Origin of the sequence: Candidatus Pelagibacter sp. HIMB1695 (assembly GCF_052047655.1) — a bacterium.
Lineage (GTDB): Bacteria > Pseudomonadota > Alphaproteobacteria > Pelagibacterales > Pelagibacteraceae > Pelagibacter.
In genome coordinates, this window is sequence record NZ_JBNAJT010000002.1 from 70,603 (window position 1) to 92,427 (window position 21,825).

26 protein-coding genes are annotated in these 21,825 nt (G+C 30.5%); 24 read left to right on the forward strand and 2 right to left on the reverse strand.

Translation table 11 applies throughout. The features are described from left to right. Positions 1–3: 3 nt before the first annotated feature. The 9 genes from mreC (at position 4) to msrB (ending at position 8,806) form a co-directional block, all read left to right on the forward strand. Positions 4–849, forward strand: coding sequence for a rod shape-determining protein MreC (gene mreC, locus ACTTAX_RS06810; RefSeq protein ID WP_440693874.1), 846 nt, complete (start codon positions 4–6; stop codon positions 847–849). Beyond that, on the forward strand, positions 849–1,367 hold the full coding sequence (gene mreD, locus ACTTAX_RS06815) for a rod shape-determining protein MreD (RefSeq protein WP_440693876.1): 519 nt from the start codon (positions 849–851) through the stop codon (positions 1,365–1,367). Before mreC ends, mreD begins: the two co-directional genes overlap by 1 nt. Beyond that, positions 1,360–3,264, forward strand: coding sequence for a penicillin-binding protein 2 (mrdA, locus tag ACTTAX_RS06820; protein ID WP_440693878.1), 1,905 nt, complete (start codon positions 1,360–1,362; stop codon positions 3,262–3,264). The genes mreD and mrdA overlap by 8 nt, the downstream gene beginning before the upstream one ends. Further along, the gene (gene rodA / locus ACTTAX_RS06825) at positions 3,264–4,388 is read left to right on the forward strand and encodes a rod shape-determining protein RodA (RefSeq protein ID WP_440693880.1); all 1,125 of its coding nucleotides are present in this window, start codon (positions 3,264–3,266) and stop codon (positions 4,386–4,388) included. Before mrdA ends, rodA begins: the two co-directional genes overlap by 1 nt. A 63-nt stretch (positions 4,389–4,451) precedes the next feature. Further along, a complete protein-coding gene (locus tag ACTTAX_RS06830) occupies positions 4,452–5,693 on the forward strand; it encodes an NAD(P)/FAD-dependent oxidoreductase (RefSeq protein ID WP_440693882.1) in 1,242 nt (413 codons plus the stop codon). Then, complete coding sequence (locus tag ACTTAX_RS06835; protein ID WP_440693884.1) at positions 5,694–6,590, forward strand: DMT family transporter; 897 nt, start codon at positions 5,694–5,696, stop codon at positions 6,588–6,590. Next, entirely contained in the window at positions 6,583–7,533 is a 951-nt protein-coding gene (locus ACTTAX_RS06840; RefSeq protein WP_440618103.1) for a D-2-hydroxyacid dehydrogenase family protein, read from the forward strand. The genes ACTTAX_RS06835 and ACTTAX_RS06840 overlap by 8 nt, the downstream gene beginning before the upstream one ends. A 2-nt stretch (positions 7,534–7,535) precedes the next feature. Continuing rightward, positions 7,536–8,429, forward strand: coding sequence for a histone deacetylase family protein (locus ACTTAX_RS06845; protein WP_440693886.1), 894 nt, complete (start codon positions 7,536–7,538; stop codon positions 8,427–8,429). Between the two features lie 2 nt (positions 8,430–8,431). Beyond that, positions 8,432–8,806, forward strand: a complete 375-nt coding sequence (msrB, locus tag ACTTAX_RS06850; RefSeq protein WP_440651785.1) for a peptide-methionine (R)-S-oxide reductase MsrB — start codon at positions 8,432–8,434, stop codon at positions 8,804–8,806. A gap of 8 nt (positions 8,807–8,814) precedes the next feature. On the opposite strand, the gene grxC is transcribed toward msrB, so the two are convergent. Next, entirely contained in the window at positions 8,815–9,072 is a 258-nt protein-coding gene (grxC, locus tag ACTTAX_RS06855) for a glutaredoxin 3 (protein ID WP_075506250.1), read from the reverse strand. Positions 9,073–9,075: 3 nt separating this feature from the next. Further along, on the reverse strand, positions 9,076–9,372 hold the full coding sequence (locus tag ACTTAX_RS06860) for a TIGR03643 family protein (RefSeq protein WP_440693888.1): 297 nt from the start codon (positions 9,370–9,372) through the stop codon (positions 9,076–9,078). A gap of 124 nt (positions 9,373–9,496) precedes the next feature. Between ACTTAX_RS06860 and ACTTAX_RS06865 the strand changes: the two genes are divergently transcribed. The 15 genes from ACTTAX_RS06865 to ACTTAX_RS06935 all read left to right on the forward strand — a co-directional run bounded on the left by ACTTAX_RS06865 (position 9,497) and on the right by ACTTAX_RS06935 (position 21,778). Next, entirely contained in the window at positions 9,497–10,111 is a 615-nt protein-coding gene (locus ACTTAX_RS06865; RefSeq protein ID WP_440693890.1) for a LysE family translocator, read from the forward strand. Positions 10,112–10,195: 84 nt separating this feature from the next. Continuing rightward, positions 10,196–11,434: an amino acid ABC transporter substrate-binding protein gene (locus ACTTAX_RS06870; RefSeq protein WP_440693892.1), complete on the forward strand. Its 1,239-nt coding sequence runs from the start codon at positions 10,196–10,198 to the stop codon at positions 11,432–11,434. A gap of 64 nt (positions 11,435–11,498) precedes the next feature. Beyond that, complete coding sequence (locus ACTTAX_RS06875; protein ID WP_440681099.1) at positions 11,499–12,392, forward strand: branched-chain amino acid ABC transporter permease; 894 nt, start codon at positions 11,499–11,501, stop codon at positions 12,390–12,392. Continuing rightward, positions 12,389–12,571, forward strand: coding sequence for a hypothetical protein (locus ACTTAX_RS06880; RefSeq protein ID WP_440693894.1), 183 nt, complete (start codon positions 12,389–12,391; stop codon positions 12,569–12,571). Before ACTTAX_RS06875 ends, ACTTAX_RS06880 begins: the two co-directional genes overlap by 4 nt. Then, the gene (locus tag ACTTAX_RS06885; RefSeq protein ID WP_440693896.1) at positions 12,558–13,610 is read left to right on the forward strand and encodes a branched-chain amino acid ABC transporter permease; all 1,053 of its coding nucleotides are present in this window, start codon (positions 12,558–12,560) and stop codon (positions 13,608–13,610) included. Before ACTTAX_RS06880 ends, ACTTAX_RS06885 begins: the two co-directional genes overlap by 14 nt. Further along, positions 13,607–14,347, forward strand: a complete 741-nt coding sequence (locus tag ACTTAX_RS06890) for an ABC transporter ATP-binding protein (protein ID WP_440693898.1) — start codon at positions 13,607–13,609, stop codon at positions 14,345–14,347. Before ACTTAX_RS06885 ends, ACTTAX_RS06890 begins: the two co-directional genes overlap by 4 nt. Then, positions 14,347–15,132, forward strand: a complete 786-nt coding sequence (locus tag ACTTAX_RS06895) for an ABC transporter ATP-binding protein (RefSeq protein ID WP_440693900.1) — start codon at positions 14,347–14,349, stop codon at positions 15,130–15,132. The genes ACTTAX_RS06890 and ACTTAX_RS06895 overlap by 1 nt, the downstream gene beginning before the upstream one ends. After that, positions 15,132–15,836, forward strand: a complete 705-nt coding sequence (locus tag ACTTAX_RS06900) for an AzlC family ABC transporter permease (RefSeq protein WP_075506241.1) — start codon at positions 15,132–15,134, stop codon at positions 15,834–15,836. The genes ACTTAX_RS06895 and ACTTAX_RS06900 overlap by 1 nt, the downstream gene beginning before the upstream one ends. Next, entirely contained in the window at positions 15,826–16,149 is a 324-nt protein-coding gene (locus tag ACTTAX_RS06905) for an AzlD domain-containing protein (protein WP_440693902.1), read from the forward strand. Before ACTTAX_RS06900 ends, ACTTAX_RS06905 begins: the two co-directional genes overlap by 11 nt. Positions 16,150–16,189: 40 nt before the next feature. Beyond that, a complete protein-coding gene (gene glaH, locus ACTTAX_RS06910) occupies positions 16,190–17,101 on the forward strand; it encodes a glutarate dioxygenase GlaH (RefSeq protein WP_440693904.1) in 912 nt (303 codons plus the stop codon). A 34-nt stretch (positions 17,102–17,135) separates the two neighbouring features. Further along, the gene (locus ACTTAX_RS06915) at positions 17,136–17,903 is read left to right on the forward strand and encodes a pyrroline-5-carboxylate reductase (protein WP_440693906.1); all 768 of its coding nucleotides are present in this window, start codon (positions 17,136–17,138) and stop codon (positions 17,901–17,903) included. Beyond that, the gene (locus ACTTAX_RS06920) at positions 17,904–18,692 is read left to right on the forward strand and encodes an ABC transporter ATP-binding protein (protein WP_440677945.1); all 789 of its coding nucleotides are present in this window, start codon (positions 17,904–17,906) and stop codon (positions 18,690–18,692) included. It begins immediately after the preceding gene. After that, entirely contained in the window at positions 18,692–19,399 is a 708-nt protein-coding gene (locus ACTTAX_RS06925) for an ABC transporter ATP-binding protein (protein ID WP_440693908.1), read from the forward strand. Before ACTTAX_RS06920 ends, ACTTAX_RS06925 begins: the two co-directional genes overlap by 1 nt. Before the next feature lies 1 nt (position 19,400). Next, positions 19,401–20,411, forward strand: coding sequence for a branched-chain amino acid ABC transporter permease (locus ACTTAX_RS06930; RefSeq protein WP_440693910.1), 1,011 nt, complete (start codon positions 19,401–19,403; stop codon positions 20,409–20,411). A gap of 35 nt (positions 20,412–20,446) precedes the next feature. After that, positions 20,447–21,778 (forward strand): branched-chain amino acid ABC transporter permease, encoded by a 1,332-nt coding sequence (locus ACTTAX_RS06935; protein WP_440694039.1) that lies wholly within the window; start codon positions 20,447–20,449, stop codon positions 21,776–21,778. Positions 21,779–21,825: the final 47 nt, after the last annotated feature.

Consider the following 21,825-nt stretch of genomic DNA (forward strand, 5'->3'; position numbering starts at 1 on the left):
AAGATGGTGAAAGGCAGAGACGACTTTATTATTGCCTTAAGATCAGTTTTTTTAAAAAAGAAAGATCAACAAAAGTTTTCTCTTATAAGTTTAATTGCTTTATCTGTTGTTATAATAATTTTAAGCAATTTCAACTTTAGACCAATTCAACTCATTAAATTAGGAATCAACGAAGTAATTTATAGATCTTCTTACATTGTATCAATTCCAGAAAATAAAATTAAAGAGGTAATATCTGAATTTAAATCACACCTTGATTTTTATAAAAATCATCAAAACCAATTAATTAAAATAGAAAATACAGATGAGATAAAAGTATTAAATAATATTTTAATTTCCGAAAATAAAAGGCTAAGAGATTTGATTGATGAAAGCATAAATTCAGAAGATATATTTGCAAGAGTTTTAATTGATAGAGAAAGCCCATATTTAAAATCAATAGTCTTGAATAGAGGGACTAAAGATAATGTAAAAATGGGAATGGCAGTAATGGATCGAAACTATCTTGTTGGTCAGATTATTGAGGTAAATTACTCAAATTCAAGAGCTCTACTTTTGTCAGATTTAAATAGTAAAATACCAGTGGTAATTCAACCTCCATTTCTACAAGCTGTGGCTTCTGGAACTGGTAGGGATCATGGAATAATTGAATATACCAAAGATGAGTACAAAGAAAATCAGATAGAAAATGAGGCTATTGTGTATACCTCTGGTCTTGGTGGAATCTTTAAACCAGGTATTCCAGTTGGTAAAATAACAAACAATTCAGAGCAATTAAATTTTTATTCTGATTTTGGACAATTAAGTTTTGTAAAGATTGTAGAATTTAAAATAGGTGAGAATCAATAATGGCTTCATTAAATAAAAGTACATTTTTTAGATCACTTCTCTCATATTTGCCAATTATTCTTTTGTTTTTTTCAGTGTTTAATGAATTTGATTTTAATTATTTAAAATTAGATTATTTTTCATTTAACTTTATTTTCATTTTAATTTTTTTTTGGACTTTAAGAAATCCAGACCATTTAGGATACTTTGCAATTTTTTTAGCAGGAATTGTTAATGATGTAGTAATTAGTATTCCAATTGGAATAAGCAGTTTTTGTTACTTATTAATATGTACTATTACGTCGTATATAAGACAAATTACATTAAGCCCTAAATTTATAAACGATTGGCTTTCATTTATTGTTGCTGTTTTGCTTATAAATTCAATTCAAGTAATAATTTTGGATTTAATATTTTTATATCAGGTAGATTATATGAGCTACTTGATAAACTCTGGTTTTACTTTTTTATTTTATCCATTATTTTTTATTTTATTTAACATTTTAAACAGCAAAATTTCACTTAAAAAGAATGATTAAAGGAAATTCAGGAATTAGAAAAACAGACGTAATTAATAGACGGATGTTTATTATTGGTGCTGCAAAAATAATAATTTTTACAGGAATTATAGCTAGACTTTTTTCTCTGCAAGTTAATGAAAATAAAAAATATCTTACTCTTTCAGATAAAAATAGAATTAGAGAGTGGAAATTGCCACCTGTAAGAGGTGATATATTAGATTATTTTGGCAATGTTATTGCTGGAAATTTAAAAGTATACCAACTTCATATAATTCCTGAACAAGTTGAAAACTTTAATTATTTGTTAGCGCGTTTAAAAACTCTACTCAATTTAAGTAATAATAAAATAGAAAAAATTTTAAAATTAAAAAATGAATTAAAACCTTGGGAAAGTATTATTGTTTCTGAAAATTTATCCTGGAGTGATTTTTTAAAAATAAATAATTATTTATATGATTTAGTTGGTGTTAAACCAGTTATGACTATTTCAAGAAATTACCCTTTTAGTGAAACTTATACACATATTTTAGGATATGTCAGTCAACCTAATGAAGAAGAAATTCTTGCCAATGAAACAGTTCGAGAAAGGTTTGTTCCAGGAATGAAAATTGGAAAATTAGGTTTAGAAAAAACTTTAGAGAACCACTTAATTGGTACAAACGCAATTCAAAGATATGAAGTAAATGCTTATGGAAAAAGAATTAATCAACTTGAGTATCAAAAAGGAAAACAAGGTTTAAGAGTAAGATTAACTGTTGATACCGAGGTTCAAAAAGCTTGTGGAAAACTTTTAAATGATCGTGCTGGATCTATAAGTGTAATGGATATTTATACGGGTGATATCATCGCAATGTACTCTTCTCCTTCTTACGACCCAAACAAATTCCTATTTGCTATAAGCAATGATGATTGGGCATTAATTAGAAATAATCCATTAAAACCACTAGTAAATAAGACACTTGCAGGACTTTATTCTCCAGGATCTACAATTAAACCAATTGTAGCTTTATCAGCTTTGGAAAATAAAATTGTTAGTCCAAGTTTCAAAGTTAAATGTACTGGAAAGATAGAACTTTATGGACAGACTTTTCACTGTTGGAAAGAAAAAGGTCATGGATTTGTGAGTTTAAAAAATGCAATGAAACAATCATGCGATACCTATTTTTATGAAGTTGCAAGATTATTAGGAGTAGATCGACTAAATGTTACGGCTGAAAAATTTGGTTTAGGTAAAAAAGTATTAGGAGATTATTTTGATTTTGAAAAATCAGGTTTATTTCCAGACACTAAATGGAAAAAAAATAATCTTGGAAAAGGTTGGGTTCTTGGTGAAACATTAATAACTGGAATAGGTCAAGGTTACACACAAACAACTCCACTTCAATTATGCCTTATGACAGCTCAGATTGCTAATGGAGGCTACTCTATTAAACCAAGAATTATTGTTGATAATAATCCTACGTCACTTGAAGAAACAAAAAGAAAATTAAAAGAAGAAACTTTGCATTCTGAAGAGAAGAAATTATTTAATGATCCTAGAAATATAAAAATTGTTCAAGAGGCCATGTTTAGTTCTACCAATGAATTATATGGAACTTCATATAAATCTAGAATAGATGATCCAAAATACCAATTTGCAGGCAAAACTGGAACTGCACAGGTTAAGAGAATTAGTATGAGAGAAAGAGAACTTGATTTAAAAATTGAACAAATCCCTTATAAAGATAGAGATCATGCATTATTTGTTGCCTATGGTCCATATATTAACCCTAGATATGCATTAAGTATTATAGTTGAGCACGGTGGTTCAGGAAGTAGGACTGCTGCACCAATAGCAAAAGAATTATTCAAATTGATAATTGATAGAGACGAGCTAAGAAATAAACAAAAAAATTTTGAGGAAATAAAAATTTAATGTTTCAACACGATAGATTAAATAATGAACTTACTTTTTGGCAAAAAGTTAAAGAGCTAGATTATGTTTTGCTGATAAGTATATTTTTACTATCAATATTGAGTTTATTTGTGATGTATTCAACAGATGGTGGTGAAATTCTTTTTCATACTAAAAGTCATTTTAGTAAAATTGTAATTTTTTTCCCGTTAATGATTTTAATTGCGTTTTTTAATATTAGATGGTGGCACAACTTATCATACTTGTTTTATATAGCTGTAATTCTTTTATTAATTTATGTTTCTTTTTTTGGAATAAAATCTTCAGGTTCGAGAAGATGGATGGATTTATATTTATTTAATTTACAGCCTTCAGAGTTAATGAAGATAGCAATTATACTTTGTTTAGCAAAATATTATCACAGAATTAAAATTGAAAGTGTAAACTCATTTACAAGTATCATGACAGTTGTAACTATTATTTTAATACCAATTATTATGGTACTTTCACAACCAGATTTAGGCACTTCAATTCTTATTGCATCAAGTGGGTTAATTGTTTTATGGTTGGGAGGTGTTAAGATAAAATATTTTATATATTCTTTCATTGTTTTCTTAATATCCTTACCTTTTGTAATTTCTTTCTTAAAGCCTTATCAAAAATTGAGAATATTGACTTTTTTAGACCCCGATAGAGATCCATTAGGCGCTGGTTATCAAATAATTCAGTCGAAAATAGCAATAGGCTCTGGTGGCTTAGAGGGCAAAGGTTTTTTAAAAGGCACTCAAAGTTATTTAGATTTTTTACCCGAGAAACATACTGACTTTATATTTACTTTATTTTCTGAAGAGTTTGGATTTATAGGATCAGTAGGATTGTTGGTTTTGTATTCAATTATTATTATTAGAGTTTTGAGAATAGGTGCTATCTCAAGAAGCAATTTTTCAAGATTGTTCTGCTTTGGATTTGCTTTTGCAATATTCATTTACATAGTTGTAAATCTTTCAATGGTCTTAGGTTTATTACCTATTGTTGGCTCTCCATTACCAATAATGTCCTATGGAGGTTCTTCTATGTTAGCAACTATGATAGGGTTCGGAATTGTTCTAAGTGCCAAGATAAATCACAAACAGATGATTGCTTGAAATATTTAATTAAGCATAATTTGTCACTATGAAAATTTAATTTTTTAATTGTATAACATCCTCATGAATAAGAACATTAAGGTTGGTATAGTTGGTGCAGGTATCCAAGGTGTATCAAATGCATTGTTCCTCCAAAAAAAGGGATTTAATGTAACAATATTTGATAGAGACAATCCAGGAAGCCAAGCAGCTTCATATGGGAATGCAGGACATTTCTCGCCATATGCTTCCCTTTCTTTAAATAGAACTGATGTCTTAGCGGATGTTCCAGCTATGTTATTAAGTTCAACTGGTCCTCTAGCTTTAAAATGGAATTATGTTCCAAAAATGATTCCATGGTTCATTAAATTTATAATGAACACCACAAAAACTAAGATGATGCATACTGCAAAAAATATGCATCAAATTTTAGATTTAGCTTTACCAGCTTATGATGAATTATTTGATGAAATAGATCTAGAGGGATTGGTAGAAAACAAAGGAATACTTTATATCTGGAACAATCAAGATTTAAAAAGTAGGGAATTAGAAATAAGAGTTAGAGATGAACTTGGAGTTAAGCAACAATTAGTAAATAAAGCTGAAATTCATGATCTTGAACCTCATATTAAACCTTTCTATCATGCTGGAGTTTACTATCCTTATGCAAGACATGCCCGAAACCCAAAAAAAATTCTTTTAAAATTATTTGATTTATTTTTACAAAAAGGTGGAAAGTTCAACAAAGTAAATATTAAAGATATAAATTTTGATGATGAAAAACCTATTTTTAAAACTGAAACACAAAGTTACATTTTTGATAAAGCAGTGATAGCTTGTGGTGCTTTTTCAAAAAAATTAACAGATAATTTAGATGAACAAATTCCTCTAGATACTGAACGAGGATATCATGTTCATTTTAAAAACTGTGATCATTTATTAAGTAGGCCAGTAATATTTTCAAACCGTGGTTTTGGTATTACACCAATGGAACAAGGATTAAGAGTAGTTGGTACAGTTGAATTTGGTGGATTAGAAAATCCTTTGTCAAAATCTAGAGTTAAAAATTTAATTAACAATGCAAAATATATGCTTGGTGATTTACCCGAGCATGAGGATGAGTGGTTAGGATTTAGACCAACTTTACCAGACTTTTTACCTGTCATGGGACCATCAAAAAATTATAAAAATGTTTATTATTGTTTTGGGCATCATCATTTAGGATGGACTTTAGGTCCAATTTCTGGAAAGATTGTTTCAGGAATGATAGCGAACGAAAATACAAACTTAGATTTAAAACCTTATAGTTCGTTAAGATTTAGCTAAGTGGGTCAGAACGCCAAAGCATATTTAATGTTGGTTTGTGCAACATTATTTTGGGCAGGCAATTTTACAATTGCGAAGTTTGCATACTTGCAAAACATACCACCAAATACTCTTTCATTTTTAAGATGGTGTCTTGTATGGATAATTTTATTTCCCTTTACCTATCAGGAGATATTTAAATTAAAGTATAAAATTAAAGAAAATTTATCTTTATTTTTTATCCTTGGTTTTACTAGCGTTTGTATATTTACTTCATTTACTTATAATGCTTTAAATCATACTCAAGTAATCAACGCATCTCTTTTTAATACTGCAATACCAGTTACAATAATTTTAGTTTGTTTTTTGTTAAAAATTGAAAAAACAAACATTTTTCAATTATCAGGCCTGTTTATTTCTGTATTAGGTATTTTAGCCATCATCACAAGATTGGATCTTAATATTTTGCTTTCTTTAAATTTTAATAAAGGAGATTTATTTATGATAGGTGCGATAATTGCATGGGGAGTTTATTCAGCATATTTAAGAAAAAGAAATTTTGATGTTTCTCTACTTGCCCTTGTTCAAATCATATGTACTTTTGGCCTAATATTTCTTTCACCTTTATTTTTTATAGATATAATTCAAGATAAAGTTGTAGAGATAAATAGCAATTTTTTTTATATTTTGTTTTATATTGCTTTGTTTCCAAGTATTGGCTCTTACTATTGTTGGGCAGGTGCTGTTGCGATAATTGGAGCTAATAGGGCAGGAATTTTTTTATCATTAATTCCTTTATTCAGCACAATTTTTGCAATCATACTTTTTAATGAAAAATTTTTATTTTTTCATTTAATTGGGTCTATTTTAATTATATTAGGTCTATTTTTATCAAACAAAAAAATTAAAAATGCTTAAAGTAGCTATATTAGATGATTACCAAAATGTTGCTCAACAATTTGTTGATTTAGAAAAATTATCTGGAAAATATGAATTTAAAATTTTCAGTGAACCTTTTGTAGACGAAGCAGACGCTATTGAACAATTAGCTGATTTTGAGGCTCTTTTGATAATGAGGGAAAGAACTCCAATTACAAAAAATCTTATTGATAATTTAAGTGATTTAAAATTTGTTATCACTAGTGGATTAAGAAATAGATCTATAGATCTAGAAGCAGCTAAAAAAAGAAAAATTATAGTTTGCGGAACAGATATTAATATCAATCCAACACCAGAACTAACTTGGGCATTAATTCTTGGCTTAGCTAGAAATTTTAAAGAAGAGTTTGATAATATGTATCAAGGATACTGGCAAACTACTATTGGTGTTGAGCTAAAAGGGAAAATATTAGGATTAATAGGATTAGGAAGAGTAGGAAGTGAAGTTGCAAAAATTGGAAAAGCTTTTGGAATGCAAGTTATGGCTTGGAGTGAAAATTTAAGTTTAGATAAATGCAAAGAGCTAGATGTCTTGCCATGTAGCAAAGATGATTTAATTAAGAACTCAGATGTTTTATCTATTCATGTGCAAGGTGGAGAGAGGTACAAAGATTGCATAACATTAAAAGAGTTAGACAATATGAAGAAGACAGCTTTTTTAATTAATACTTCAAGAGGTCCAATAGTTAATGAAGATGATTTGATTATAGCATTATCTACGAATGTAATTGCAGGAGCTGGAATTGATGTTTATGAAAAAGAACCTTTGCCTGAAAATAATAAATTAAGATTTTTACCTAACGCTTTGTTAACTCCGCATATAGGATATGTAACAGCAGAAAATTACAGTATTTTTTACAATCAAATGATCGAGGGATTAGAGGCTTGTGTTAATGGAAAGCCAATTAGAGTTTTAGAGTAACCATGGAGTTACCAGTTGTAAACCACGAAGATTATTTTGCAAAAATTGGAGATGATCATAAATTTCCAATAAATAAATTTAGTGAACTTGCAAATTATTTAATTAAAAAAAATGTAGTCAAAAAGTTTTATAAACCCTATCCATGCTCATCTGAAACATTAAAGTTTGCTCATTCTGAAAAATATATAAGAGACATAACAAATAAAACTTTAGACAAAGATGCTGTTAAAAAAATAGGTTTTCCTTTAGTAGACAGTGTTGTTAAGAGATCTTTGGTTGCAACAGGAGGGACTGTGTTGGCATCAAAACTTGCTATAAATTATGGAATTTCTTGTAATACGGCTGGAGGGAGCCACCACGCTAATTACAATGGTGGTGCTGGTTACTGTGTATTTAATGATGTAGCAGTTGCAGCTCATTATTTACTTAACAGGGGCCTTGCAAATAAAATTTTAATTGTAGATCTTGATGTTCATCAAGGAAATGGAAATTCAGATATTTTTAAAGAAAATAGAAATGTTTTTACATTTAGTATGCATTCAAAAACTAATTATCCTGCAAAAAAATCTATTAGTGATTTAGATGTAGAGCTAGAAGACAACACTGAAGATGACACTTACATCAAAACATTAAAACACTATTTATCAGAGTTAAATCAAGAAAATTTTGATTTTGTTTTTTATATAGCTGGAGTAGACATTCATTTTAATGATCGATTAGGAAAATTAAAAATTTCTGATCAAGGTGTAAAGTTGAGAGATGAGCTTGTGATAGAAAATTTTTATTCAAAAAGAATACCTTTTTGTGGAGTTTTAGGAGGAGGATACAATAAAGATTTTGAAAAATTAGTAGAATTGCACTCTTTGTTGCATCAAACTTGTGCTAAGTATATTTGAATATGACAAAAAAAATTAACCCCAACCTAACCGCTGAACAGAAATTAATTTTATTTGAGGAAGGCACAGAACTTGCTGGATCAAGTGAACTTAATCATGAAAAAAGAGAAGGAAGTTTTCATTGTGCAAATTGTGGTGAGAAGTTATTTGACTCAAATACTAAATATGAAAGTGGATCTGGTTGGCCATCTTTTTATGAATCTTTACCAGATGTGTTCGAGACAAAAACAGATTATCATTTAGGTTATGGAAGAACAGAATACCATTGTAAAAAATGTGGTGGTCATCATGGACATATATTTGATGATGGTCCAGAACCAACTGGAAAAAGATATTGTAATAATGGTGTCTGTTTAGTTTTTAAACCAAAAGTTTAAAAATAATTTTAATTTTTTAACAAATCTTGAAGTTTATTTTCTTTTTCTAGAGCTCTTACTTCGTCATAGCCACCTATATGCTGCTCATCAAAAAAAATTTGTGGAATTGTTCTTTTTCCATTAGCTTTCTTAATCATTTCATCCATTGCGCCTTCAACTTTTGAAATGTCAATTTCGTTATATGGTGCGTTGTTTCTTGTTAATAATCTTTTTGCAGCCTCGCAATAGTTACATAGCGGACCTGTATACATCGTAATTTTTTTCATGATCTATAGATAGTCACCTTTTTTAATTTTACTAGTGATTTGTTTTCTAGAATATTCAAATTTTTTTCTATGTTTGATACTTTTTTGATTTACTCTTTTTCTCCATAATCTAAATGAAGATGGTTTTAAAGATCTTCTCATTATTTTAATTACATCAGATTCTCGCTTACCTGTTTTTTTTTCAATTTCCTCAAAAGTAATCCGGTCTGCCCAAGCTGCCCAAATTACCCAGTCTGGGTCCTCAATGCTGGGCTCAGGATTTTTAACTTTGGTAACCGGGGTGTACCCTTTTTTTTTCATAAACCCTTTATATTTGAAAAAAAAATTTAATGCATTTTTTTTACTCTCTGATATTATCATCTAGATAGTCCTTCTTAGCCATCTTTAGCTCCCGGTTTTTAAGGACTATCTTTTCTTTACGAATATGCTTCCTTTAGAATTTATACTCTACTTGCAAATCATCATTTTTTTGTTCATTACCCCGGGCACTCCAAGAATAGTTATAATTTCTTATTCAATGAATTATGGTGTAGGGAAATGTGTTTGGTCTGCACTTGGTGATGTTACTGCAAATTTAATTCAAGCGACTTTGGTAATATTTGTAATAGGTTCTTTTTTTTCAGAAAATTCATTAATTCTTAATATTTTCAAATGGATTGGAGTTCTTTACATTTTGTATCTTGCTTATGATATTTATAAGTCTCGCCCAAAAAACTTAAAAGATAAAGAAGAAATTACAAAAAGTAATTTATCTTTTTTTAGAGATGGATTTTTAGTTGCAGGAACCAGTCCTAAAGCTTGGATGTTTTTTCCTTTTATATTTCCACAATTTATTGATTTTAGTTCTAATCTTTTAGGTCAATTTATAATTTTAATTACAACTTACATTGTATTAGATTTTTTATCTTTGATTGGTTACGCAATACTTGCGCAAAAATTGATTAAATGGATTACAGCAAATCCTAAAACAATTAATACAATTTCAGCGAGTGTTTTAGTTATTATTGCTGGAATTATTGTTATTACACAACAATATTAAAGCTAAAGTAAGTCTATATTGCCACTTGCATTGTTTACAATTTGTTTATTTAATTATGTTTTAATTAATTAAAGGGGAAATAAAATGAAGTTAAATAAAATAATTTTAAGTTTTGTTTCTGCATTAGTAATTTTATTTTCAACTTCTGTTGCATCTTTTGCAAAGGTAGTTGGTGACAAAATTATTTTAGGTGCCGCAATTTCCTTAACTGGTAAATACTCATCTAATGGTGTTCATACTCAAAACGGTTATAACATGGCCGTTGACAGAATTAATAGCATGGGTGGTGTTAAAGTTGGTGGAAAAACTTATAAGTTTGACATTATCTATTACGATGATGAATCAAATCCTAAGAGAGCTGCACAGCTTGCAGAAAGATTAATTTCACAAGATGGTGTTGAGTTTATGCTTGGCCCATACAGTTCAGGTTTGACAAAAGCGATTGCACCTGTAACTGAAAAATATGGTGTTCCAATGGTTGAGGCAAATGGTGCTTCTAGATCTTTGTTTACTAAAGGTTACAAATATCTATTTGCAGTACTAGCTCCTGCGAACTTATATCTTGATGTGGCAATTGAAACAGCAGTTGAGCTAAATGGTGGTAAACCAGTTAGAATTGCACAAGCATTTGAACAAGATGCTTTTTCACAAGATGTTAGACTAGGTATTTTAGATGCAGCAAAAAGAACTGGATCTGAAATCATTATTGATGACAAACTGCCTAAAGAGTTAAATGATATGGCCGCAACCTTAGTTAAAGTTAAACAACTTAAACCAGACGTTCTAGTTGTATCAGGTCACACTAAAGGCGCATTGACTGCAGTAAGACAAATTGCTGAAATGAAGGTTGATGTTCCAATGTTGGCTATGACTCACTGCGATGCAGCGAAATTATCAAAACAACATGGTGCTAATTCTCAGTATGCACTATGTGCTTCTCAATGGCATAAATCTCTAACTTATAAAGATGATTTCTTTAAAGATGGAATGACCTATGCTGCAGACTTTGAGAAAGAGTTTGGATATGATCCACCATACCAATCTGCTGAGTCTTCAGCTGCGTTATTGGTATTTAAAGATGCATTTGAAAGAGCTAATTCTTTTGATCAAAAGAAAGTAAGAGATGCTCTTGCAGCTACTGACATGCAAACATTCTATGGAAATATTAAATTTGCACCTGGCGGTCAGAACGTTGATAAGCCAATGGTACTTTTCCAAGTAATATGTGATGATGCTGGTAAGTGTGAAAACAAAGTTGTTGCCCCATTAAAATGGGCTTCAGCTAAGTTGATTCATCCAATGCCTAAGTGGTCTGAAAGATAATAATTAAAAATTGAGCCCCCTAGTAATAGGGGGCTTTTTTTTATATAAACCAGAAAAAGATTTTATGGATTTTCTTGTATTTCAATACCCAATGATAACTGTTCAAGCTTGCTTGGATGGTATTCTTTTAGGAGTATTGTTCGCGTTAATTGCATATGGAATGGCACTTCAGTGGGGTGTTATGAATATAATTAACATTGCTCAAGGAGATCTTGTTATTTTAGGAGGATACATTGCATACTTTATGTATCTTTACGGTATTCATCCAGCATGGGGAGTAATTGTTGCTCCAATCATAATGTATTTCGTAGGTATTGCTATCTATAAACTGGTTATAAATAAAGTAGTCGATAGAGATTTATTTATCTCAATTTTAGCTACCTTTGGAATAAGTATTTTATTCATGCAGTTAATGAACTTTGCATTTGGTGCAGATGTTGTGCTTGCAAACTCTGATTATGGAACAACAATGCTGTTTGACAATAGCGTTGTTCTTCCAAATTCTAAAATATTCTCAGCATTTATCAGTATTTTATTTGCAGTTTGCTTGGTGATTTATATGAAAAAATCTAAGCTTGGACGTGCAATTAGAGCAACTGCTCAAAACGCACGTGCTGCAAAAATTTTAGGTGTAGATACTGAAAAAGTATATGCAGCAACTTTTGGAATTAATGCTGCTTTATGTGGTGTAGCTGGAGCTTTAATCTCTATAACATTCACTATTCACCCTTATATGGGATTACCTTATACGATTAGATCTTTTATGATTGTAATTGTTGCTGGTTTAGGAAATTTACCAGGTGTTGCTATGTCGGGAATGGGATTAGGAGTTTTTGAGGAATTTGCAGATTATATTTTAGGAACAGAATTTAGAATTGGATCAGTATTTTTATTACTAGTCTTAATTTTAGTTTATCGAAGATTTAAACTTTCAAGAAAGAGAGAGTACTTAAAATGAGAAAAGTTAAAATCAATGATAATCAAGGTCAATCAGTTGAAGTTGATATAGATGAATTTAAGAAACACTTAGATGAATTTCATTCATCAGGCTCAAGTGTACATGATGAAGATGGTCATTATTTTACAGTAGATCAAAATTTCAGAGAAAAAATTAATAATCTATATGAACAAAAATAATTTAATACTCTATATAGGAATTTTAATATTTGGTTTAGCAGCACCATTTATATTTCCAGCATTTAAAGTTCAATTATCTATTCTTTGCATTCTAATTGTTCTCGCAACTACTTGGAATATCCAAGGAGGGGAGATGGGATACAATACATTTGGAAATATTTTGTTCTATGGACTGGGTATGTATTTATGTGCTTCAGTTCAAGTTGGAATGTTTTTTCCATTAGCAGAGTGGACAGAAAGTGGTGGTGAAAAAACATTTGTACATACTCCTACCCAATTTTTCCAAGGTATGGCGATGGGACTTGTTGTTGCCGCAGTAGTTCCAACTATTGTTGCTGGTTTAATTGGTTATGCAATATTAGGATTGAGAGGTCACTATTTTGCTATTTGTACTCTAGGATTAGGAGTAGCTGCAGGTGAAATTTCTGGAGGAATTGAAATTATTGGAGCAGGACAGGGTTTTACTACTCCACCTTTTCCTAACATAGGAGGCTTAGAAGCTAGAGGAGAATTCTTTTACTTTTTAAGTTTTATAGTTTTAGTTTTGACATTTATAACCGTGAAAGCGATTTACTCTACTAGGTTTAAGTTAATCCTTAATGCGATCAGAGACAACGAGGACAAGGCTGAAGCTATGGGAATTGCAACTATGAAATATAAAATCATTGGTTGGATGATCTCTGCATTCTTCTGTGGTTTAGCTGGAGGAATAATGGGTGGACTAGTTGGATATATCGACTCAACAGATGTTGCTTTTGATGGAAGAGAAATGGGAGTGTTTATGGTTTTGATGGCAATATTAGGTGGTAAAGGAACTCTTTGGGGGCCAGTTATCGGTGCAACAATATTCCATATTTTTAAAGAAGGATTTTGGACATTCTTCCTAGGCTGGCAGTATGTAGCCTTAGGAGTTTTAATTGTGGTGATTGTCATTTATTTCCCTGAAGGATTAATGGGTTGGTTAAGAGAAAAATATCCTCACAGATTTGGTGAAGTAGTTGATGAAGCTGATCGAAAGGCTCAGGTTGAGATAAAATGAGTATTTTAGAAGTTAATAATGTAAGCAAATCTTTTGGAGGAGTAAAAGCTAATGTTGATATCTCCATGTCAGTTGAAAAAGGTAAAATTGTAGGTTTGATTGGCCCAAATGGATCAGGAAAAACAACTTTGTTTAATTCAATAGTAGGCACTTATCCAATTGATCAAGGTTCAATTAAATTTAATGGAAAAGAAGTTTCTGAACTTCCTGTTCCTATAATAGCAAAGCTAGGTTTATTGAGAACATTTCAACAAACAAGAATTTATGGAAAACTAAACTGTATTGATAATATGCTTATTAGCCACAAAGGTAGCGATGAAAGTTTATTAAAGCTGTTTTCAAAAATACCTCAAGAGCTTACAGAAAAAGCAGAAAATTTACTAAATTTCGTTGGTTTATATCAAAAGAGAAAACTAAGAGCAGGAGATTTATCTTTTGGACAACAAAAACTTCTAGAACTTGCCATGGCATTAATGAATGAACCGGAAATGTTATTATTAGACGAACCGACGGCTGGTATTAACCCAACTTTAATCAATGGAATTATAGATAGACTAATAAAAGTAAATCAAGATTTTGGTATCACTCTTTTGGTTATTGAACACAATATGAGAGTGATCATGCAATTAGCGGAGAATATATTTTGTTTAGCTCACGGAAAAATGTTAGCAAATGGTTCACCAGATGAAATTAAAAACGATAAGCGTGTTATCGATGCATATTTAGGAGCCCAATAATGTCAAATCAATATGAAGTTTTAGGAAAAGCTCCAACACCAGAAGATCTAAAAAAACTATCTCCAGATGAAATACATCTGACAATTAAAAATTTAAATGCTGGATATGGTAAAATGGAAATTTTACATAATTTTGATTTATTTGTGAACAAAGCACAATCACTATGCTTGATAGGACCAAATGGAGCTGGTAAATCTACAATTCTTCACTCAATTTATGGATTTACAAACATCTTCTCTGGTGAAATTGAAATAGAAGGAAAAGAAATTACAAATCTTACACCAGCTGAAAAATTAAAATCAGTTGGAATTGCCTATATCTTACAAGACAATTCAGTATTCCCAGATATGACAGTTGAAGAAAACTTATTAATGGGTGGATATATTAAAGATAAAACCGAAGAGTCTTTTGAAGAAGCTGAAAGAATTTTAGAAAAATATGAGAGATTAAGAAATAGAAGAAATCAGCCTGCTAAAGTTTTATCAGGCGGTGAAAGACGATTGTTAGAAATCTCTAGAGCTTTAGTTATGAAGCCATCTGTTCTATTGGTTGATGAACCTTCAATTGGTTTAGAACCCAGATATATTGATATGGTTTTTGAAATTTTGAGAGATCTTCAACAAAATGAAAAGAAAACTATTATATTAGTTGAACAAAATGCCAAAAAAGGATTAGAGTTTGCAGACATTGGATATGTATTGGTATCTGGACAAACTGCAATTGCCGGCAAAGGGGATGAGTTATTGCAAAACCCTGATGTTGGTAGACTATTCCTTGGTGGCTAATGATAAATAAAGATTTCTTTTTTAAAGGTTATAAATCAATACTAGCACACGATAGTCCAGCAATAGCATTAGGTTGTTGCTTTATTGCTATAGGAGCTCTTTTAAAAAATCTTGGCTTCAATATTCAAGAAAGCATTTTTTCTACCATGCTGACTTATGCATTGCCAGGATCTCTAGTTATGGCAGAGTCTTTATTGGTTGGCGCTTCTTTGTTAAATATTTTTTTAGCAGTTTGGTTTGTTAATGCTCGTTTATATCCAATGGCTGTTTCTTTGTTTCCATTAATGATGCATGAAGATCAACCAAAGTGGAAATATTATTTTTCATGCCATTTCATAGCTGTATCAGCTTGGTTGATTATGAAGAGTAATTATAAGACTATTCCAGAAAAATATAGAATTGATTATTGGATAGGGATTGGAAGCGCTACTTGGAGTGTTGCTGTAATTGGGACTTTAATAGGTTTTTATTTTTCAGAATATTTAAATAAAGAAATGATGATGGGTTTAGCTATTTTAAATCCTGTATATTTTTTATGCATGATGGTAGGAGCGTCAAAAACAAGACAAGTAACTTTATCAGTTTTACTTGGAATTATTTTGGGACCTGTTTTTTATTTTTTTTCACCTGAATGGTCTATTTTATTAGGTGGAGTAGTTGGCGGCACTATTGCTTACTTAATAGGAGAAAAAAATGTCAACTAGTATCGTTTTCGCAATTTTGGTGACATCTCTTGCAACTTTTTTATCAAGATTTCTTGGAGCAATAAGCTCAGAAGGTATAAAAGAAACTTCTAAGATATTTAAATGGTTTAACTGTTTAGCTTATTCAACTTTAGCAGCCCTAATTGCAAGAACAATAATTTTTCCAGTTGGTGTAATGGATGACTCAAGCTACTTAGTAAGATTTGTTGTTGTTGTACTATCTTTAACTGTTTTTTTTATTTCTAAAAAAAATTATGTTTATCCCACAATTTTCTCTGCCATAAGTATGGCAATATTAGTTAATTATTTCTAAATAAAATTGATTTATTAAAAAACTTAACTTAAGGTTTCTTATGGAAAAAATACCTGGTTTAGAAATTCAAGAACATGATAAATCAAAAAGAATTTTGAATATTAAAATTACTGATGAGATTATTAAGAAATTAGTTTTTCCATTTAATAAATTTGACTTAACAGCTTTAGAACTAAAGCCTTTTACAAGGTTTACAATAGCAAAAAGTTTAGATGATTTAACAGAAAATAAACTTAGTAAACTAATGAACTCAATAATTAGAGATCGTTCAACTGGTTGTTTTATAATTGGACCAAAAAATATTTCACCAAAAATTAATGATAAATTTTTAGTAAAATTATCAACAGCTATTGCCTATTTAATTGGAAATCCTAACCATGATTCAATGGCAGGAAAATACTATGCTCGTTTTCATGTTAAACACGAAGACGCGAGTGACTCTTATTTAAGAAAAGCTTACCGTAATATGGATCTTCATACAGATGGAACTTATGTTAAAGAAATTACTGATTGGTTAATTATGACAAAGTTAGAAGAAGAAAATGTAGAGGGTGGAGAGACTGCGATGTTGCATTTAGATGATTGGGAACATTGCAAAGAACTATCAAATGATCCTGTGGGTAAACAAGATTTTCTTTGGAGCTCACCTAAGAGTAAAAATGTACATTATAAAGTTGAGCATCCAGTTTTTTCTTCAGATGATAAAGGAAGACCACATATTTCATATATTGACCAATTTCCTGAACCAAAAAACATGGAACAAGGCAATTTTTTACAGAGATTATCTGATGCTCTGGAAGGAAGTGAAAATAAAGTAATTACAAAGTTACCGGTTGGTTGCTCTATAATTGCAAATAATTATTTTTGGCTTCATGGAAGAAAACCTTTCAAAGAAAATAAAGAATTAAGCAGAGAATTGTTGAGAATTAGAGGATCTTTTTTTGTTAATTAATTCAATATAATCAATATAAAGTAACCAAAATATTATGATTTTAGGTTTTATTGGTACGGGTAAAATTGCATCTTCAGTAATAACTGGAATATGTAAATCTAACCTTAAATATAAAAAAATAATAATTTCTCCAAGGAATAAGCAGATTGCCAAAAGTTTAAAAAAAAAGTTCAAAAAAATAGTTATTGCTAAAGATAATCAACAAATTGTTGATGAATCTACTTGGGTATTTTTATCTATTACACCTACGGTGGGAGAGAAGATAATTAAAGATTTAAAATTTAAGTCTAGTCAAACAATTGTTAGCTTTATATCTACAATAACTCTATCACAGTTAAAAAAAGCCATTAAAGTAAAAGCAAAAATAGTAAGAGCAATTCCTTTGCCACCAATATCATTAAAGAAAGGACCAGTTCCAATTTGTCCTCCAAATTCAAAAGTGAAAGCTTTTTTTAATCATTTAGGAACTACTGTAGAAATCAAAAATGAAAAATCTTCAATAAACTTTTGGTCTACTTCTGGAATGATGGCACCTTTTTATGAAATGCAAAGAGTAATGTCTGATTGGTTAGTTAAAAAAGGAGTAAAAAGAAATAATGCTCAAAAATATATAACTTCTTTGTTTTTAGCTTTGTCAGAAGATGCAGTTATACATTCTAAAGAAAACTTAAGAGAGTTAGTTAAAGAGTCGCAAACACCTAAGGGATTAAATGAGCAGGGTGTAAATGAATTGTCAAAATCTGGTTTTTATAAATCATTAGAGAAAACTTTGAATAGCATTTACAAAAGATTAGATAAATAAATGTCTGAAAATATTTTAGAGATAAATAATTTATCAAAGTATTTTGGAGGACTTGCAGCAGTTTCTGATTGTTCTATTAAAGTTAAAAGAGGTACTATCACAGGTATAATAGGTCCAAATGGATCTGGTAAAACAACTTTATTTAACTTAATTGCTGGAAATTTAAAATCTTCAGGTGGGAGTGTAACGTTTGATGAAGAAAATATCACAGATGTTCCATCTTATGAATTATTCTCAAAAGGATTGCTTAGAACTTTTCAAATAGCACATGAGTTTTCAAATTTATCTGTTTTGGAAAACTTGATGATGGTACCAGGAAATCAATCAGGTGAAAAGCTAATGACAGCATTATTTAAGCCAGGGTTAGTTTCAAAAGAGGAAGCAGAAGTTAAAGAAAAAGCAAAAGAAGTAGTTGAATTCTTAAATCTAGGGCATTTGTCAAATGAGCTTGCAGGAAATCTTTCTGGAGGTCAAAAAAAATTGTTAGAACTTGGAAGAACTATGATGGTTGATGCAAAATTAGTATTACTGGATGAAGTAGGGGCAGGAGTAAATAGAACTTTATTAAAAGATCTCGGCACTGCAATCGAAAAGCTAAATAAAGAAAAAGGTTATACTTTTTGTATGATTGAGCATGATATGGATTTTATAGGAAGATTATGTGATCCCGTAATTGTTATGGCTGAAGGTTCGGTTTTATTTGAGGGTACGGTTGATGAAGCAAAAAAGGATGAAAAGGTAATCGAAAGTTACCTTGGTAGAGGATCGAAATTAAAGGATGAAGTTTAATGGCATATTTTGAAGGAATAGAGATGACCGGTGGTTATGGAAATGGACCAGATATAATTAATTCTTGTTCTGTTGAAGTAAACAAAGGCGAAATTGTTTCTATCCTAGGACCTAATGGTGCTGGAAAGTCTACAGCTATGAAAGCAATGTTAGGTTTATTAAATTTAAAATCTGGATCAGTTAAAATTGATGGTAAGGATATTTCTAAACTTTCTCCACAAGATCGAGTTAAACAAGGAATTTCATTTGTTCCTCAAACTAAAAATGTTTTTGCAGGAATGACTGTTGAGGAAAATTTAGAAATGGGGGCCTTTTTAGTAAACTCTGAGATAAAAAATATTGTTGAGGAAATTTATGAACTATTTCCAATCCTTAGAGAAAAAAGAAATCAAATGGTAGGTGAATTGTCTGGTGGTCAAAGACAACAAGTTGCACTCGGAAGAGCATTAATGATTAAGCCAACAGTACTAATGCTGGATGAACCTACCGCAGGAGTATCACCAATTGTTATGGATGAATTATTTGATCATATAGTTAAAGTAAAAAGAACTAATGTTGCTATTTTAATGGTAGAACAAAATGCTAAACAAGCATTAAATATTTCTGATAGAGGCTATGTATTAGTTACTGGAGAAAATCGTTATTCAGGAACAGGTAAAGAATTATTGAACGATCCAAGAGTAAGAAGCTCTTTCTTAGGAGGATAATATGGATCTTATTAATGCAATAATTCTTTTACTAAATTATATTTTTATTCCAGGACTTACTTACGGTTCTCAATTAGCTTTGGGTGCAATTTTTGTTACTTTAATTTACGGAATACTAAGATTTGCTAATTTTGCAACTGGAGACATGATGTCATTTGGAACCATGATGACAATTTTATTCACTTGGTATTTTCAATCTTTAGGTATTTCTCTTGGAGTTCTGCCTACAGCTTTAATTGCACTTCCATTTGGTATTTTTTTTATGATTTTATACATGCTTACAATCGATAAATTTGTTTTTAAGTATTACAGAACTCAAAAAAGTCCTCCAGTTCAATTTGCTATGGTTAGTATTGGTGTGATGTTTGTTACCCAAGCAGTTGTTAGAATTATAATAGGTCCAGGAGATAGAAGGTTTTTCGATGGAGAAAAATTTATTATCAAGGCTAGAGAATTTAAAGAAATGACAGGTTTAAATGAAGGACTTGCACTTAAATCTACTCAGGTCCTAACGATTTTTGTCACGATAATCTTAGTCTCTTTATTATTCTGGTTTTTAAATAAAACTAAAACAGGAAAAAGCATGAAAGCTTACTCTGATAACGAAGATCTTGCTTTGCTTTCTGGTATAGATCCTAAAAAAATAGTATTGGTAACTTGGGTAATTGCAGGAATTTTAGCTACTATTGGAGGAGCTCTGTACGGTTTAGATAAAAGTTTTAAACCTTTCACTTATTTTAATAATATGCTTCCTATTTTTGCTGCAGCAATTGTTGGAGGAATTGGAAATCCTTTTGGTGCATTTTTGGGTGGCTATGTGATTGCTTTTTCAGAAATTTTATTAACTTATGCATATAAGAAATTTTTTATGTATATATTACCTGAAAGTATGGAGCCAGAGGGCTTAGTTCAATTACTTTCGACTGATTACAAATTTGCAGTTTCATTTTCAATCTTGGTGATTGTATTACTTTATAGACCATCAGGGATATTCAAAGGGAAAGTATTGTGAGAAAAAATCTAAACGTTATTACAGCATACAGTATCATGATGGTTCTAATTCTATTAGTTGGAATTTTTCAATCATGGAATATTGCATTATCAATATTTAATCTTTGCTTAATTTCAGCAGTTATGACTATGGGTGCAAACATACAATGGGGTTATGCTGGTTTAATTAATTTTGGAATAATGGGATACACTGCTTTAGGTGGTCTCGCTGCAGTAATAATTTCAGTTGATCCTGTTCAGGAAGCATGGAGAGCTGGTGGATTTGATATTTTAATGTGCTTATGGCTCATCATTGTAATGGTTTTAGTTATCAGATTTATTTTGAAAAATTTTGAAAAATCAAAATTAAGAACTTACAGTATTGCAGCTTTAATTATTACAGCTATCATAATTATCAGAGTTACAGCGGAACCAGGTATTGAAAAAATTGAAGCTGTAAATCCTGCAACAACTGGTTTTCTAGGGGGGTTTGGTTTACCTATTATTTTCTCCTGGATCGTCGGTGCGTTATTTGCTGGGGGTTTAGCTTTCATAGTTGGAAAAGTTGCTTTAGGTTTAAGAGCTGATTATCTAGCAATTGCAACATTATTGATTTCAGAAATTATAATAGCAATAATTAAGCATGAAGACTGGTTAACTAGAGGTGTTAAAAATGTTATTGGCTTAAAGAGGCCAGCTCCATATGAGGTCAATCTGCAGACCACTGATTGGTTTATAAATTTAGTAGAAAAGTTTAAATCTAGTAAGTTAGATCTAATTACCGATTTATCCGAAAGACAAGCAGCTTTAAATCAATTCGTAATCGAAGGCTCTTCAATATTTGTTAAACTTTGTTACTCAGGTTTATTTTTAGTTGTCGTTATAATACTTTTAATTCTTACGCAGAAAGCTCTTTATTCTCCATGGGGAAGAATGATGAGAGCAATAAGAGATAATGAAGAAGCAGCAAATGCTATGGGTAAAAATGTTGTGAAACAACATTTGCTAATATTTATTTTAGGTTCAGCAATTGTTGGAATTGCAGGTGCAATGCTAGTAACTCAGGATGGATTATTTACACCAGGAAGTTATAGACCAATGAGATATACATTCTTAATTTGGGTCATGGTCATAGTTGGAGGAAGTGGAAACAACTTTGGTGCAATTTTAGGTGGTTTTGTTGTATGGTTTTTATGGATTGAAGCAGCACCAATTTCAATGTTTTTAATTAACTTCTTTACAGCAGGTATTCCTGAAACAAATGCTATCAAAGCTCATCTTATTGAAAGTGTTCCTTATTTTAGATTTTTATTGATGGGTTTAGGTTTGTTATTCATAATGAGATACCGACCTAAAGGTATACTTCCAGAAAAAATAGAAATAAAATAATTAAACATGAAATATATTATTTTAGGTGCTGCAATTGCTTGGGCTAT

Coding starts and splice junctions, on each gene's coding strand:
- mrdA (WP_440693878.1), top strand. CDS start 1,360: ATGATTAAAGGAAATTCAGGAATTAGAAAAACAGACGTAATTAATAGA.
- ACTTAX_RS06830 (WP_440693882.1), top strand. CDS start 4,452: ATGAATAAGAACATTAAGGTTGGTATAGTTGGTGCAGGTATCCAAGGT.
- ACTTAX_RS06925 (WP_440693908.1), top strand. CDS start 18,692: ATGGCATATTTTGAAGGAATAGAGATGACCGGTGGTTATGGAAATGGA.
- ACTTAX_RS06870 (WP_440693892.1), top strand. CDS start 10,196: ATGAAGTTAAATAAAATAATTTTAAGTTTTGTTTCTGCATTAGTAATT.
- ACTTAX_RS06920 (WP_440677945.1), top strand. CDS start 17,904: ATGTCTGAAAATATTTTAGAGATAAATAATTTATCAAAGTATTTTGGA.
- ACTTAX_RS06915 (WP_440693906.1), top strand. CDS start 17,136: ATGATTTTAGGTTTTATTGGTACGGGTAAAATTGCATCTTCAGTAATA.
- ACTTAX_RS06845 (WP_440693886.1), top strand. CDS start 7,536: ATGGAGTTACCAGTTGTAAACCACGAAGATTATTTTGCAAAAATTGGA.
- mreC (WP_440693874.1), top strand. CDS start 4: ATGGTGAAAGGCAGAGACGACTTTATTATTGCCTTAAGATCAGTTTTT.
- rodA (WP_440693880.1), top strand. CDS start 3,264: ATGTTTCAACACGATAGATTAAATAATGAACTTACTTTTTGGCAAAAA.
- ACTTAX_RS06875 (WP_440681099.1), top strand. CDS start 11,499: ATGGATTTTCTTGTATTTCAATACCCAATGATAACTGTTCAAGCTTGC.
- grxC (WP_075506250.1), bottom strand. CDS start 9,072: ATGAAAAAAATTACGATGTATACAGGTCCGCTATGTAACTATTGCGAG.
- mreD (WP_440693876.1), top strand. CDS start 849: ATGGCTTCATTAAATAAAAGTACATTTTTTAGATCACTTCTCTCATAT.
- glaH (WP_440693904.1), top strand. CDS start 16,190: ATGGAAAAAATACCTGGTTTAGAAATTCAAGAACATGATAAATCAAAA.
- ACTTAX_RS06890 (WP_440693898.1), top strand. CDS start 13,607: ATGAGTATTTTAGAAGTTAATAATGTAAGCAAATCTTTTGGAGGAGTA.
- ACTTAX_RS06860 (WP_440693888.1), bottom strand. CDS start 9,372: ATGAAAAAAAAAGGGTACACCCCGGTTACCAAAGTTAAAAATCCTGAG.
- ACTTAX_RS06895 (WP_440693900.1), top strand. CDS start 14,347: ATGTCAAATCAATATGAAGTTTTAGGAAAAGCTCCAACACCAGAAGAT.
- msrB (WP_440651785.1), top strand. CDS start 8,432: ATGACAAAAAAAATTAACCCCAACCTAACCGCTGAACAGAAATTAATT.
- ACTTAX_RS06905 (WP_440693902.1), top strand. CDS start 15,826: ATGTCAACTAGTATCGTTTTCGCAATTTTGGTGACATCTCTTGCAACT.
- ACTTAX_RS06880 (WP_440693894.1), top strand. CDS start 12,389: ATGAGAAAAGTTAAAATCAATGATAATCAAGGTCAATCAGTTGAAGTT.
- ACTTAX_RS06865 (WP_440693890.1), top strand. CDS start 9,497: ATGCTTCCTTTAGAATTTATACTCTACTTGCAAATCATCATTTTTTTG.
- ACTTAX_RS06840 (WP_440618103.1), top strand. CDS start 6,583: ATGCTTAAAGTAGCTATATTAGATGATTACCAAAATGTTGCTCAACAA.
- ACTTAX_RS06930 (WP_440693910.1), top strand. CDS start 19,401: ATGGATCTTATTAATGCAATAATTCTTTTACTAAATTATATTTTTATT.
- ACTTAX_RS06885 (WP_440693896.1), top strand. CDS start 12,558: ATGAACAAAAATAATTTAATACTCTATATAGGAATTTTAATATTTGGT.
- ACTTAX_RS06900 (WP_075506241.1), top strand. CDS start 15,132: ATGATAAATAAAGATTTCTTTTTTAAAGGTTATAAATCAATACTAGCA.
- ACTTAX_RS06935 (WP_440694039.1), top strand. CDS start 20,447: ATGATGGTTCTAATTCTATTAGTTGGAATTTTTCAATCATGGAATATT.